The sequence below is a fragment of the Micromonospora sp. WMMD1219 genome, assembly GCF_049315215.1.
GTDB lineage: Bacteria > Actinomycetota > Actinomycetes > Mycobacteriales > Micromonosporaceae > Micromonospora > Micromonospora tulbaghiae.
The window spans coordinates 5,299,957-5,314,307 of the sequence record NZ_CP186057.1; the positions used below are offsets into that span (position 1 = coordinate 5,299,957).

The following is a 14,351-nucleotide window of genomic DNA, read 5'->3' on the forward strand; positions in this document are numbered from 1 at the left end:
CCTCCGGCGCATCGATGAGGAGGTATGTCATGCGACTCGGACGTGGGATGACCGCTCTGCTCGGTGGCGTCGCGCTGCTCGCCGCCACCGCCGCCGCCCTGCCCGCCACCGCCGCCACGCCGACCGGCGCCGTCGGCACGCTCGTCGCCTGCGACGCGCCGGCCTGGGCCGAGGGCGTCACCTGGACCGCCGGCAGCCGGGTGACCTACGGCGGCCGGCTCTACCAGGCGCTCGTCACGCACACCCCGCCGGCCGGCGCGGGCTGGACCCCGGCCGCCGTACCGGCGCTCTGGACCGACCTCGGCGCCTGCACCGGTGGCACGCCGTCGCCGAGCCCCACCACCCGGCCGCCGTCCCCCACGCCGTCCGCCTCCCCCTCCCCGACGGCTTCCCCCACGCGGACGCCTACCCCCACGCCCACTGTGTCGTCCAGCCCGACCACGCCGGGCGGGGACACCTGCGCGCTGCGGTCCCGGCCGTCCGGGAAGGTGCTCCAGGGCTACTGGGAGAACTGGGACGGAGCCGCGAACGGCGTGCACCCCGGGCTCGGCTGGATCCCGATCACCGACTCCCGGATCACCGGGCACGGCTACAACGTGGTGACCGCCGCGTTCCCGGTCATCCGCGCCGACGGGACAGTGCTCTGGGAGGACGGCATGGACGCCGGCGTCAAGGTGCCCACCCCCGCGCAGGTGTGCCAGGCCAAGGCCGCCGGACTGACCGTGCTGCTGTCCATCGGCGGCGCCACCGCCGGGATCGACCTCAGCTCCAGCGCGGTCGCCGACCGGTTCGTCGCCACAGTGGTGCCGATCCTCAAGCGGCACAACTTCGACGGCATCGACATCGACATCGAGACCGGCCTGACCGGCAGCGGGAACATCAACCAGCTCTCCCCCTCCCAGGCCAACCTGATCCGGATCATCGACGGGGTGCTGGCCCAGATGCCGGCCGGCTTCGGGCTCACCATGGCGCCGGAGACCGCGTACGTCACCGGCGGCAGCGTCACCTACGGCTCGATCTGGGGCGCGTACCTGCCGATCGTCAAGAAGTACGCCGACAACGGGCGGCTGTGGTGGCTGAACATGCAGTACTACAACGGCTCGATGTACGGCTGCGCCGGTGACTCGTACCCGGCCGGCACGGTGGCCGGTTTCGTCGCGCAGACCAACTGCCTCGACGCCGGCCTGGTCGTGCAGGGCACCACCGTCCGCGTACCGCTCGACCGGCAGGTCCCCGGGCTGCCCGCGCAGGTCGGCGCCGGCGGCGGCTACATGAGCCCGGCACTGGTGGCCCAGGCGTGGAACACCTACCAGGGACGCCTCAAGGGCCTGATGACCTGGTCGGTCAACTGGGACGGGTCGAAGGGCTGGACGTTCGGCGACAACGTCCGCTCGCTCCAGGGCCGCTGAGACGCGCCGCGGGGCCCCGCCGGACGGGCGGGGCCCCGCGCCGGGTCAGGCGATCTTCTTCGGGGTGATCTTCTTCGGTGTGGTCGGCGAGTCCAGCCAGGCGTTGATCAGCGCGGTGAAGTCCCGGCCGGTCTGCTTGTTGACGAAGGCGATGAACGAGGCCCGGTCCTGCGGCGTGTTGCGCTGCTCCTGGACCCAGGCGCGGGCCAGCGCGAAGAACGCCGCGTCGCCAACCGTCCGGTGGATCTCGCGCAGCATCGCCGCCGGGCACAGGTAGACGTTGCCCTCGGCGAACCGCTTCGGGTCGGGCCGGCCGGGCGGGCCCAGCTTCTTGCGCAGGACGGCGTCACCCTCGCGCAGGTACCGGTCCAGGCTGGCCTCGCTGAGCTTCTGCGTCTCCTTGGTGTACAGGTCCTGGATGTACGTCGCCCAGCCCTCGTTCAGCCACAGGTCCCGCCAGGTGGTGGGCGTGACCGAGTTGCCGAACCACTGGTGGGCGTACTCGTGCAGCAGGTCGCTGCCCCAGCGGTCCCGGCGGGCCGCGGTGTTCTCGATCTTCCGGCCCATCGTGATCATCTGCTGGGTCTCCATGCCCGACGCCGAGTCCACCACCACGACGCCGCCGGAGGGGAACGGGTACGGGCCGAACTTCTTCTCCAGCCACGTCAGGTACTGCGGGGACTTCTTCAGGTACGGCAGCAGCTTGTCGTCCGCGCCCTTGCGGTACCAGTAGGTCAGCGGCACGCCGCGCGGCCCCGCCGCGGTCAGCTTCTGGTACTTCCCCACGGCGAGCGTGGTCAGGTACGTCGCGACCGGGTCGGTGCTGCGGTAGCTGAACGTGGTGCCGGACTGACCGGCGGGCGTGCCGCCGGCGATCGCGGACCAGCCCGCCGGCACCGTCACCCGGATGTCGTAGAGCGCCTCGTCCGACGGCTGGTCGTTCGCCGGGTACCAGGTGAACGCCCCGAACGGCTCCTGCATGGTCCAGAGGCCGCCCTCCTTGGTGACGGTGAGGCCCAGGGCCTCGGTGTCCTTGCGGTGCGAGGGCATCGGGGTCGTCTTCGGCCGGCCGTGGTAGGTGACCACCAGGGTGACCGGCTTGTCGGCCACCACCGGGGCGGACACGGTCAGCTTCTCCTTCGCCACCGCGCCGGGAACCGTCGCGCCGTCCAGCGTGACGCTGTCGACCTGGTAGGGCATGAAGTCGAGGACCAGGTTCGGCGCGTCCTTCACCGGCCGGATCCGCAGCGTGGCGGTGCCGGTGAGGGTGGTGGTCGACGGCGCCCACTCCAGCGCGAGGTCGTAGTGCAGGACGTCCAGCGCGTCGGTGCCCCGGGCCGGATAGACCGGGTCGGCCACCGGCGTCGACCGCCCCGCCTGCCAGGCGGCGTAGTCGACGGCGGGCGCGGTCGGGCTCGGCGGGGTGGAGGCGGAGGGCGTCGCGGCCGGGGCGGCGGGGGTCGTGGTGCACCCGGCGACGAGCAGCGGTCCGAGGAGCATGATCAGGGTTACGGGGCGGCGCATCAGCGCACCCTACGGCAGTGATCAGCTTTCGTGGGGGCGCCTCGGCTGGCACCGGTTGCGAGACCCTGCCAGGCTGGCGCTCGTGTATGACTACGACCTGCTGGTGCTGGGCTCCGGACCGAGTGGACAGAAGGCGGCCATCGCCGCGGCCAAGCTGGGCCGCCGCGTCGCGATAGTGGACCGCCGCGACATGCTCGGCGGCGTGTGCATCAACACCGGGACCGTGCCCTCCAAGACGCTGCGCGAGGCGGTGCTCTACCTGACCGGCCTGAGCCAGCGCGACCTCTACGGCAGCAGCTACCGGGTCAAGGAGGACATCACCGTCGCCGACCTGGCCGCCCGTACCCAGCACGTGATCACCCGGCAGACCGACGTCATCCGCAACCAGCTGGCCCGCAACAAGGTCTCGCTGATCACCGGCACCGGCCGGTTCGCCGACGCCCACTCCGTCTGGGTGGACGCCGGCTCCGGCCGGGAGACCCGGGTCAGCTTCGACAAGGCGGTCGTCGCCGCCGGCACCCGCCCGGCCCGCCCGGACAGCGTCGACTTCGACGACCGGACCATCGTCGACTCCGACGGCGTGATCAACCTCCAGGCCGTCCCGGGCAGCATGGTCGTGGTCGGCGCCGGGGTGATCGGCATGGAGTACGCGTCCCTGTTCGCCGCGCTCGGCACCAAGGTGACAGTGGTCGAGCGCCGCCCGCGGATGCTCGACTTCTGCGACGAGGAGATCGTCGAATCGCTGAAGTACCACCTGCGGGACCTGTCGGTGACCTTCCGCTTCGGCGAGGAGGTGGCCGCCGTGGAGAAGCACCGCAGCGCCGCGCTCTGCATCCTGCGCAGCGGCAAGAAGATCGTCGCGGACACGGTGATGTACTCCGCCGGCCGGCAGGGGCAGACCGACGACCTCGCGCTGGAGGCGGCCGGGCTCACCGCCGACCACCGGGGCCGGATCACCGTCGACGCCGACTACCGCACCGCCGTCGACAACATCTACGCCGTCGGCGACGTGATCGGCTTCCCCGCGCTGGCGTCCACCTCGATGGAACAGGGCCGCCTGGCCGCCCAGCACGCCTGCGGCGAACCGGCGCGCGGCATGTCGGACCTGCAACCCATCGGCATCTACACCATTCCGGAGATCAGTTTCGTCGGGAAGACCGAGGAGGAGCTGACCGAGGCGTCCGTCCCGTTCGAGGTGGGCATCGCCCGCTACCGGGAGCTGGCCCGGGGGCAGATCGTCGGCGACTCGTACGGGATGCTGAAACTGCTCGTCTCACCCGAGGACGGCCGGCTGCTCGGGGTGCACGTGTTCGGCACCGGCGCCACCGAGATCGTCCACATCGGGCAGGCGGTGATGGGCTGCGGCGGCACGGTCGACTACCTGCTGGACGCGGTCTTCAACTACCCGACCCTGGCCGAGGCGTACAAGGTGGCCGCCCTCGACGCCGCGAACAAGATCCGCAACATAACCCGGATCAACGACTGACCCTGCCGACCCTCCGCGTCGATCTTGCACTCTCGGCCCGGCCCGCGCCCGTTATGCCGGAAATACCCGGGCAGCAAGTGCAAGATCAGCGCGGCGGGGGACGCGGTGGGGGCGGGTCAGCGGCCTGTGGCGTAGCCCTGGGCGCCTCGGGGGTTGGCCGCCGCGGACAGGACTCCGGTACGCGGGTCGCGGGTCACGGCGCACATGCGGCCCAGGCTCCACGGGTCGGACAGGCGTACGGTGTGGCCCCTTGCGCGCAGGCCCGCCAGCACGCCGCCGTCGATCCGGTCCTCCAGCACCAGCACGCCGGGCTCGACCTCGCGCGGGTAGAACGACGCCGGGAAGCTCGTCGTGTGCCAGGTGGGGGCGTCGATCGCCTCCTGCAACTCCTGCCCGCCGGCCAGGTGCCGCAGCAGGAACAGCAGCTGCCACTGGTCCTGCTGGTCGCCGCCCGGCGTGCCGCACGCCATCACCGGCTCGCCGTCGCGCAGCACCAGCGTCGGGCTGAGCGTGGTACGCGGGCGCCGGCCCGGCCGCAGCGTCGAGGCGAGCCCTTCCTCCAGCCAGCACATCTGCAACCGGCTGCCGAGCGGGAAGCCCAGCTCCGGGATGGTGGGTGAACTCTGCAGCCAGCCACCGCTGGGCGTGGCGGAGATGATGTTGCCCCACCGGTCCACCACGTCGACGTGGCAGGTGTCGCCGCGGGTCACTCCGTCGGCGCGTACCGTGGGTTCGCCGGTGCTCGGGTCCTGCGGGACGGCCCGCCCGGCGGCGTGGTCGCGCAGGTGCGACGGCAGCCGGGGTGGCTCACCCGCCGGGCTGCCGGGGCGCAGCGACGTGTCGGCGCGGTCACCGACCAGCGCGGCCCGCGAACGGGCGTAGCCGGCCGACAGCAGCGCGGAGCCCGGCACGTCGGTGTCGCCGTACCACGCCTCGCGGTCGGCGAACGCGAGCTTCAGCGCCTCGGCCTGCGCGTGGATGCCGTCCAGGCGGGACGGGTCGTAGACGGCCGGGTCGTCGAGCGCGTCCAGGATCGAGAGCGTCTGGAGCAGCACCGGGCCCTGGCCCCAGAAGCCGGTCTTGGCGATCGTGTGCCCGTGCCAGTCCAGCGTGACCGGTTCCTCCCAGGTGGCCGACCAGCGGGCCAGGTCGTCGCCGGTGACCAGCCCGGCGTGGGCGCGGCCGCTGGAGTCGCGCAACGGCAGCCGGCTGAACGCGTCGATCGCCTCGGCGACGAAACCCTCCCGCCAGGCGCGCCGGGCCGCCTCGATCTGCGCCTGGCGGTCCGTACCGGCGGCCCGTCCGGCGTCGACGAGGCGGCGCAGCGTGTCCGCGTACGCCGGGTTGGTGACCATCTCCCCCGGCGTGGGCGGGCGGCCGTCGCGGAGCCAGAGCCGCGCGGAGGTCGGCCAGTGGTCGGTGAACAGCGACCGGACCCGCGCCACGGTCTGCCCGGCGGCGCCGACGAGCGGGTGGCCGGCGGCGGCGTAGCCGATCGCCGGTTCCAGCACCTCGGCGAGCGTGCGGGTGCCGTGGTCGCGCAGCAGCAGGAGCCAGGCGTCGACAGCGCCCGGCACCACGGCGGCGAGCGGGCCGGCGCCGGGCACGAGGTCCAGGCCTAGCGAGCGGAAGTGCGCCACGGTGGCGGCGGCCGGGGCCGGTCCCTGACCGCAGAGCACGCGCGGGGTGGGGTCGGTCGCGGTGGCGAGGATCGCGGGCACCTCGCCGGCCGGGCCGTTGAGGTGCGGTTCCACGACGTGCAGCACGAACCCGGCGGCGACAGCGGCGTCGAAGGCGTTGCCGCCGCGTTCCAGCACGCCCATCGCGGACTGGCTGGCCAGCCAGTGCGTGGACGAGACCATGCCGAACGTGCCGCGCAGCGTGGGCCGGGTGGTGAACGTCATCGGCGGTGAGCCTACGCCGCGCCGGCGGTGTCGGCGCGCGTCGTCGCGCCCTCCTCCCCCGGGCCGCCGTCGCGCTCGCCGTCGAGCGGGAACAGGCACGCCGCGTGGTGGCCGGGGCCGACCTCGGCGAGCGCCGGATCGGTCTCGGCGCACGCGGGTCGGGCCTGGGGGCATCGGGTACGGAAGCGGCAGCCGCTCGGCGGGTCCACCGGGCTGGGGATGTCGCCGGTGAGCACGATCCGGCGGCGCTCCCGTTCGACGCGCGGATCGGCCACCGGCACCGCCGACAGCAGCGCGGCCGTGTAGGGGTGCGCCGGGTGCCGGTAGATCCGCTCGGGTGGGCCGGTCTCGACGATGCGGCCCAGGTACATCACCGCGATCCGGTCGCTCATGTGCTCGACGGCGGCCGGGTCGTGCGCGATGAACAGATAGGTCAGCCCGAGGTCGCGTTGCAGGTGCCGGAGCAGGTTCATGATCTGCGCCTGCACGCTCAGGTCGAGCGAGGCGATCGGCTCGTCCAGGACGATCAGGTCCGGCTCCCCGGCCAGTGCCCGGGCCACGCCGACGCGCTGGCGCTGGCCGCCGGACAGCTCGTGCGGGTAGCGGCCCGCCGTGTCGGCGCGCAGGCCGACCAGGTCCAGCAGCTCCGCGACCCGGGCCCGCCGGGCGGCGGCGGACGCGGCGAGCCGGTGCACGATCAGCGGCTCGGCGATGCTGTCACCGACCGTCCGGCGTGGATCCAGCGACGCCTGCGGGTCCTGGAACACCATCGCGACGTGGCGCCGCGTCGCCCGCAGGCGGCGGCGCGACCAGCGGGTCACGTCCTCGCCCGCCACCCGGACCCGCCCGGCGGTCGGGTCGACCAGCCGCAACAGCGCCAGACCGGCTGTGGACTTGCCGCTGCCCGACTCGCCGACCAGCCCGAGCGTCTCACCCCGGCGTACGGCGAGACTGACGCCGTCGACCGCGCGGACCGTTCCGGCCGGGGTCGGGAAGTGCACCTTCAGGTCGTCCAGCTCGGCGACCACGTCCGGGGTGTCGGCGCTCATCCGGCTTCTCCACGGTAGAAGGTGCGGACCGTGTGCCCGTCGCCGACCGGCGTCAGCGGGGGCAGTTCGTGCTCGCAGCGGGGATCGGCGCGCACCGGGCAGCGTGGCCAGAACGCGCAGCCCGGGGGCAGGTCCAGCGGGCTCGGCGGCGACCCGGGGATGGCCACCAGGTCCTCGCCGCGCCGGGACGGGTCCGGCCGGGCCGCCAGCAGCGCCCGGGTGTACGGGTGCGTGGGCGTGTCGAACACCGCGTCGACCGGGCCCTGCTCGACGATGCGTCCCCCGTACATGACCGCGACGGTGTCCGCGATGCCGGCGACCACGCCCAGGTCGTGGGTGACCCAGACGACGGCGGTGCCCAGCCGCGCCTGGAGGTCGGCGACCAGTTCGATGATCTGCGCCTGGGTGGTGACGTCGAGCGCCGTGGTCGGCTCGTCGGCGATCAGCAGGTCCGGCTCGCAGGCGAGCGCCATGGCGATGGCGACGCGCTGGCGCATGCCGCCGGAGAACTGGTGCGGGTACGCGTCGACGCGCCGCGCCGCCGACGGGATGCCCACCAAGTCCAGCAGCTCCACCGCCCGGTCCCGGGCGGCCCGGCGGGTCAGCCCGAGGTGTTCCTCCGCGGCCTCGGTGACCTGCCGGCCCACCGGCAGCACCGGGTTGAGCGAGGTCATCGGGTCCTGGAAGACGAACCCGACGTGCCGGCCGCGTACCTTGCGGCGGCGGTCGTCGGGCAGCGCGGTCAGCTCGGTGTCGAGCAGCCGGACCCGGCCGGTGACGGTGGCGGCACGTGGGGCGAGGCCGGTGGCGGCGAGCAGGGTCATGCTCTTGCCGCTGCCCGACTCGCCGACCAGGGCGAACGTCTCCCCCGGCCGCACCTGCCAGGACACCCCGGCGACGGCGCGCACCGGGCCGCGGCGGGTGCCGACGGTGACGGTGAGGTCGTCCACTGACAGCACTGTCGAATGGCTCATGGGGTGCTCCTGCGGGCCTCGCCCAGGGTGAGCTGGCGCGGGTCGAGCACGTCCCGCAGCGCGTCGCCGACCAGGTTGAACGCCAGCACGGTGAGGAAGATCGCCGCGCCCGGGAACACGCCCAGCCACCACGCGTCGGTGACGAAGCCGCGCCCGTCGAACAGCATCCGGCCCCAGGCCGGCGCGGGCGGCTGGATGCCCAGGCCGAGGAAGGACAGCGCGGCCTCGGAGAGGATCGCGAACGCCAGCGACAGCGACGTCTGCACGATCAGCGGCGCGGCGATGTTCGGCAGCACGTGCCGGCGCATGATGCGCAGGTCGGACGCGCCGATGGAGACGGCGGCCCGGACGAACACCTGCTCCCGTACGGACAGCACGCCGGCGCGGGTGATGCGGGCGAAGATGGGCGTGTAGACCACTCCGATGGCGACCATGGCGGTGAGCAGGCCGGGGCCGAGCACCGCCACGATCGCCACCGCCAGCAGCAGCACCGGGAACGCGAACAGCACGTCCATGCACCGCATGAGCACGCTGTCCAGCCAGCCCCGGTAGTAGCCGGCGAACAGCCCGAGCGTCACGCCCGCGACCAGCGCGATGCCGACGCTGACGGCGCCGACCTGAAGCGACACGCGGGCGGCGACGAGCACCCGGCTGAGCACGTCGCGGCCCAGTTCGTCGGTGCCGAACGGGTGCGCGCCGCTGGGTGGGCGCAGCATCTGGTCCACGTCGACGTCGTTGACGCCGGCCGGTGCCAGCCACGGGCCGGCCACGCCCACCACGACCAGCAGCACGAGCACGATCGTGCCGCCGACGGCGAGCGGGTCGCGGCGCAGCGCGTCCAGGACGCGGCGTCCGGTGCTCTCGGCCGTGGCGCTCACTTGACCGTGATCCTCGGGTCGAGGCGGGCGTAGAGGATGTCCACCAGCAGGTTGACCAGCAGGAACAGCGCCGCGACGAGCAGCACCGCGCCCTGCAGGACGGGATAGTCGCGGGCCTGCACGGCGTCGAAGGTGAGCCGCCCGATGCCGGGCCAGGCGAACAGCACCTCGATCACGATGACGCCGCCGAGCAGGCTCGCGAGCTGCACCGCGACCACGGTGACGACCGGGATGAGCGCGTTGCGCAGCACGTGCCGCAGGATCACCACCCGGTTGCGCAGCCCCTTCGCCTCGGCGGTGCGCACGTAGTCGGCCGAGAGCACCTCCAGCACGGAGGAGCGGATGAACCGGGTGAGGATCGAGGCGGTGACCAGGCCGACGGTGACCGCCGGCAGCGCCACGTGGGTGGCCCACCGACCCGGGTCGTCGGTGAGCGCCACGTAACCCGAGGGGGGCAGCCAGCCGAGCACCCCGGCGAACAGCAGGATGCCCATGATGCCCATCCAGAAGTCCGGTACGGAGACGCCGAACTGGCTGAACACGCGGGCCGCGTGGTCGACGGCGGAGCCGCTGCGTACCGCCGCGACGATGCCCAGCGGGAACGCGACGAGCAGCGCGAACACCACGGCGGTGACGGCCAGTGACAGCGTGGCGGGCAGCCGCTCCAGCACGATCGCGCTCACCGGCTGGCCGGTGCGGAAGCTGACTCCCAGGTCACCGGTGAGCGCGTGCCCGAGGTAGCTGACGTACTGCACCGGCAGCGGCTGGTCGAGGCCGGCGCGTTCCCGCAGCGCCTCGTACGTCTGCGGGTCGAACCGGGTGCCGAGCGCCACCCGGACCGGGTCGCCCGGCACCAGTTGCAGCAGCAGGAACACCACAAGGGTCACACCGACAAGCACGACCGCCGACTGGAGTACCCGCCGCAGGACGAAGCGGGCCATCACTTGGCCAGGGCGACCGACCGGAACCGGATCGCCCGGTCGGTGCGCACGTCGTAGCCGGAGACCTTCTTCGACCAGCCCTGCACCACGTCCGGGTTGTAGAGGTAGAGGTAGCTGGCGTCGTCGACGATCTGCTTCGCGGCCTGCTCGTACGCCTGCTTGCGGGCGCCCTGGTCGGTCTGGGTACGGGCGTCGTCGAGCAGCTTGTCGACCGCCGGGTTCTTGTACTTGTGGAAGTTGAACGTGCCGCCGCTGTGGTGCTGGGCGTAGTAGAACTCGTCCGGGTCGATGTTGCCGAGCCAGCCGAGCATGAACCCGTCGAAGTTGCCCTTCGCCTGCTCGTCGAGCCACTGGGCGAAGTCCAGCGTACGGATCTTGACGGTGATGCCGACGGCCTTGAGCTGCGCGGCGATGACCTGCGCGGCGGTGACCGTCTCCGGGTACTCGCTGGTGACCATCAGGTCCATGGTCAGGTTGCTCACGCCGGCCTGGCCGAGCATCTGCTTCGCCTTGCCCGGGTCGTGGCTGTAGGGCGCGTAGTCGTAGTAGAACGCGCTCGCCTTCGGGATGGCGGTCTGGTTGACGGTGGCCAGCCCGAACTTCGCCGCCTTGGTGATCGCCTCGCGGTCCAGCGCGTACCCGATCGCGCGCCGCACCTCGGGGTTGTCGAACGGCTTGCGGGCCTCGTTGAGCGCCACGTACCAGTAGTCGGTCGACGGCGCCGACTTCACCGTGATGTCGCCGTCGTCCTTGAGCGAGCCGACCTGCTGGGGCGGCAGGTTGTCGGTCCACTGGACCTGGCCGCTGCGCAGGTTCTGCAACGCCACAGTCGGGTCCTTGACGAAGGTGAACGTGACGCCGTCCAGCTTCGGCTTCTCGCCCCAGTAGGAGTCGTTGCGCACCAGCTTCACGCTGTCGCCGGAGGTGTAGCCGGCCACCTTGAACGGGCCGCTGCCCACCGGTGCGGTCTTCACCTTGCCGGACTCGACGTTGGACTTCTCCACGATCGCCACGCCCTTGAACCCGCCGAGGTTCGCCAGCAGGTTCGGCGTGGGCGCGCTCAGCGTCACCACCACCGTGGCCGGGTCGGGCCCGGTGACCGACTTGACGGTGGCGAACTTGTACGCGTTGTTCAGCTTCTCCTTGATGATCCGCTCGAAGGAGTAGACGACGTCCTCGGAGGTCAGCGGCGACCCGTCGGAGAACGTGACGCCCTCGCGCAGCGTGAACGTCCAGGTGAGCTGGTCGGCGCTGGTGGTCCACTTCGTCGCCAGCGACGGCACCATCTTCAGGTCGGCGTCCGGCTCGACGAGCGTGTCGTAGACGTTCTCCAGCACCTGGAAGCTGTAGTACGCGGAGGTCTTGTGCGGGTCGAGCTGGTCCGGCTCGCCGCCGATCGCGGCGTTGAGGACCCCGCCGGCGCCGCCGGCGTTCCCCCCGCCGCCGACGTCGACCGCCTCGCCGCCGGTGCATCCGGACAGGACGCCGACTGTCAGTGTGAGTGCGGCGCCGAGCGCGCCGAGCTTCTTCCTGGACACAGGCCCCCCTAGCGACTTCCCGGACAAAAGAAAGTTTCGGCGAGTCTTCTCTCCGAGCCGGATCATGTCAAACGAATCCAGCCAAATTGACTTGTCGTCGAGTGCTTGCCGGTGCGGAGTGAACGGTGGTTCAATCCGGGCCCCGACCCGATCCGCCACCAGCGCTGGGAGTTGCCGCCGTGACCACACACGAGGTCGTCAACCAGGTCCCGCCGATGGTCGGCCACGACACCGCCGACGACCCGGCGCTGTGCGACGGCGTGGCCCGCGAGGGCGCCGGCTGGGCGCTGCCCGGGCTGCACGAGCTGGGCCGGCTCGCCGGTGGTGAGGAGGCCGCCGAACACGGGCGGCTCGCCAACGAGCACCCGCCGGTGCTGCGCACCCACGACCGGTACGGCCACCGGATCGACGAGGTGGAGTTCCACCCGTCCTGGCACGAGCTGATGCGGACCGCCGTCGGGCACGGCCTGCACGCCGCGCCGTGGGCCGACGACCGGCCGGGCGCGCACGTGGCCCGGGCCGCCGGCTTCTACCTGTGGCGGCCCGACGCCGGGCACGGCTGCCCGATCTCGATGACGTACGCGGCAGTGCCCGCGCTGCGGCACAGCCCGGACCTGGCCGCCCGCTACGAGCCGCTGCTCACCACCCGCGAGTACGACTTCGGGCTCCGCCCGCCGCAGACCAAGCGCGGGCTGCTCGCCGGCATGTCGATGACCGAGAAGCAGGGCGGCTCGGACGTCCGCGCCAACACCACCACGGCCCGGCCGGAGCCGGACGGCAGCTACCGGCTCGTCGGGCACAAGTGGTTCACCTCGGCGCCCATGTGCGACCTGTTCCTCACCCTCGCGCAGGCGCCCGGCGGCCTCACCTGCTTCCTCGTCCCCCGGGTGCTGCCCGACGGCAGCCGCAACCCGATGCGGCTGATGCGGCTCAAGGACAAGCTCGGCAACCGCTCCAACGCCTCCGCCGAGGTCGAGTACGAGCACGCGGTGGCGTGGCGCGTCGGCGACGAGGGCCGGGGCGTGCGCACCATCATCGACATGGTCAACCTGACCCGGCTCGACTGCGTGATCGGCGCCGCGGCCGGGATGCGCCACGGCGTCACCACCGCCGTGCACCACGCCACCCACCGGCGGGCGTTCGGCGACTACCTCGCCGACCAGCCGCTGATGCGCAACGTGCTGGCCGACCTGGCCGTCGAGTCCGAGGCCGCCACAGTGCTGATGATGCGGCTGGCCGGGGCGACCGACCGGTCGGCGCGCGGCGACGACGGCGAGACCGCGTTCAAGCGCCTCGCCCTCGCCGTCGGCAAGTACTGGGTGTGCAAGCGCTGGCCTGGGCACGCCGCCGAGGCGCTGGAGTGCCTGGGCGGCAACGGCTACGTGGAGGAGTCCGGCATGCCGCGGCTGTTCCGCGAGTCGCCGTTGAACTCGATCTGGGAGGGCTCCGGCAACGTCGCCGCGCTGGACGTGCTGCGCGCGCTCACCCGGGAACCGCAGGTGCTCGCCGCGTACGAGGCGGAGGTGGCCGCCGCGGCCGGCGCGGACGCCCGGCTGGACGCCGCGGTGCGCCGGGTGCGCGACGAACTCGCCGACCACACCGACCTGGAGCTGCGCGCCCGGCGGGTGGTGGAGCGGCTGGCGCTGGTGCTCCAGGGCGCGCTGCTGGTGCGCCACGGCCACCCGGCGGTCGCCGACGCGTTCTGCGCGTCCCGGCTCGACGGCGACCACGGGCAGGCGTACGGGACGCTGCCGGGCGGGCTGGACCTCGCAGCGATCATCGACCGCGCCTCCCCGAAGATCGGCTGAGGGCGTGGTGACGCGACTCGCCTCGGTGCACCTGTACCCGGTCAAGTCCCTCGGCGGCGTCGACGTCGACCGGGCCGACGTCGAGCCGTGGGGGTTGCGTCACGACCGCCGCTGGCTGGTGCTGCGCCCCGACGGCGGCAAACTGGGCTCGACCGCCCTGCCCGCGCTGCTCGGCCTGACCGCCGCCCCCGGCTCCGGGTCGATCACGCTCACCGCCCGCGACGGGTCGTCGCTGACCGTCGCCGAACCGGTGGACGGGCCGCCGGTCGCCACCGACGTGTCCCTGCTGGACACGGTCCGGCTCGCCACCGACGAGGCCCACGACTGGCTCTCCGCGCGGCTGGGCCGGCCCGTACGGCTGGCCTGGCTGGACGACCCGCGCCGCCGGCCGATGTCGGCCGAGCACGGCGGCGGGCCCGGTGATCCGCTGAACCTGTCCGACGCCGGACCGCTGCTGGTGGCCACACTGCCGTCGCTGCGGCGGCTGCGGGACTGGATCGTCGAGGGCGCGCTGGAACGCGGCGAGCCCGCGCCGGAGCCGCTGGCGATGGCCCGGTTCCGGCCGACTGTGGTGCTGGACGGGCCGGTCGAACCGTTCGCCGAGGACGGCTGGACGCGGGTGCGCATCGGCGCGGTGGACTTCCGGGTGTCCGAACGCTGCGACCGCTGTTCGGTGACGCTCATCGACCCGGAGACCCTCGCCGGCGGGAAGGAGCCGATCCGCACGCTGGCCCGGCACCGGCGCCACGACGGGAAGACGTGGTTCGGCGTCCGCCTGGTCCCGCTGAGCACCGGCGAGATCCGGGTCGGCGACCCGGTCGCCGTCTCCTGATCCGGCGG

The 14,351-nt window shown here is 72.9% G+C and carries 11 protein-coding genes; 4 read left to right on the forward strand and 7 right to left on the reverse strand.

Annotated elements, in window-relative coordinates; all coding sequences use genetic code 11:
* Positions 1–29 precede the first annotated feature (29 nt).
* Positions 30–1,409, forward strand: a complete 1,380-nt coding sequence (locus ACN27C_RS24730) for a carbohydrate-binding protein (protein WP_120569964.1) — start codon at positions 30–32, stop codon at positions 1,407–1,409.
* Between the two features lie 45 nt (positions 1,410–1,454).
* On the opposite strand, the gene ACN27C_RS24735 is transcribed toward ACN27C_RS24730, so the two are convergent.
* Positions 1,455–2,933: a M1 family metallopeptidase gene (locus ACN27C_RS24735; RefSeq protein ID WP_334463411.1), complete on the reverse strand. Its 1,479-nt coding sequence runs from the start codon at positions 2,931–2,933 to the stop codon at positions 1,455–1,457.
* A gap of 82 nt (positions 2,934–3,015) precedes the next feature.
* Here ACN27C_RS24735 and sthA point away from each other — a divergent pair, with 82 nt between their 5' ends.
* Entirely contained in the window at positions 3,016–4,419 is a 1,404-nt protein-coding gene (sthA, locus tag ACN27C_RS24740; protein WP_334463408.1) for a Si-specific NAD(P)(+) transhydrogenase, read from the forward strand.
* A 116-nt stretch (positions 4,420–4,535) separates the two neighbouring features.
* On the opposite strand, the gene ACN27C_RS24745 is transcribed toward sthA, so the two are convergent.
* From ACN27C_RS24745 to ACN27C_RS24770, 6 genes are read right to left on the reverse strand one after another with little or no spacing between them, the layout of a single operon-like run.
* Positions 4,536–6,323 carry a gamma-glutamyltransferase family protein gene (locus tag ACN27C_RS24745; RefSeq protein ID WP_422748447.1) on the reverse strand — a complete coding sequence of 596 codons (1,788 nt, stop codon included), beginning with the start codon at positions 6,321–6,323 and terminating at the stop codon, positions 4,536–4,538.
* A gap of 11 nt (positions 6,324–6,334) precedes the next feature.
* Positions 6,335–7,372: an ABC transporter ATP-binding protein gene (locus ACN27C_RS24750; protein ID WP_422748450.1), complete on the reverse strand. Its 1,038-nt coding sequence runs from the start codon at positions 7,370–7,372 to the stop codon at positions 6,335–6,337.
* Positions 7,369–8,346 (reverse strand): ABC transporter ATP-binding protein, encoded by a 978-nt coding sequence (locus ACN27C_RS24755; RefSeq protein WP_120569969.1) that lies wholly within the window; start codon positions 8,344–8,346, stop codon positions 7,369–7,371. The genes ACN27C_RS24750 and ACN27C_RS24755 overlap by 4 nt, the downstream gene beginning before the upstream one ends.
* Complete coding sequence (locus ACN27C_RS24760) at positions 8,343–9,224, reverse strand: ABC transporter permease (RefSeq protein WP_121683266.1); 882 nt, start codon at positions 9,222–9,224, stop codon at positions 8,343–8,345. The genes ACN27C_RS24755 and ACN27C_RS24760 overlap by 4 nt, the downstream gene beginning before the upstream one ends.
* Positions 9,221–10,165: an ABC transporter permease gene (locus tag ACN27C_RS24765; protein WP_120569970.1), complete on the reverse strand. Its 945-nt coding sequence runs from the start codon at positions 10,163–10,165 to the stop codon at positions 9,221–9,223. Before ACN27C_RS24765 ends, ACN27C_RS24760 begins: the two co-directional genes overlap by 4 nt.
* Complete coding sequence (locus ACN27C_RS24770; protein ID WP_121683267.1) at positions 10,165–11,703, reverse strand: ABC transporter substrate-binding protein; 1,539 nt, start codon at positions 11,701–11,703, stop codon at positions 10,165–10,167. The genes ACN27C_RS24765 and ACN27C_RS24770 overlap by 1 nt, the downstream gene beginning before the upstream one ends.
* Positions 11,704–11,882: 179 nt before the next feature.
* Here ACN27C_RS24770 and ACN27C_RS24775 point away from each other — a divergent pair, with 179 nt between their 5' ends.
* Positions 11,883–13,511: an isovaleryl-CoA dehydrogenase gene (locus ACN27C_RS24775; protein WP_422748453.1), complete on the forward strand. Its 1,629-nt coding sequence runs from the start codon at positions 11,883–11,885 to the stop codon at positions 13,509–13,511.
* A gap of 4 nt (positions 13,512–13,515) precedes the next feature.
* A complete protein-coding gene (locus ACN27C_RS24780; protein ID WP_422748455.1) occupies positions 13,516–14,343 on the forward strand; it encodes an MOSC domain-containing protein in 828 nt (275 codons plus the stop codon).
* Positions 14,344–14,351: the final 8 nt, after the last annotated feature.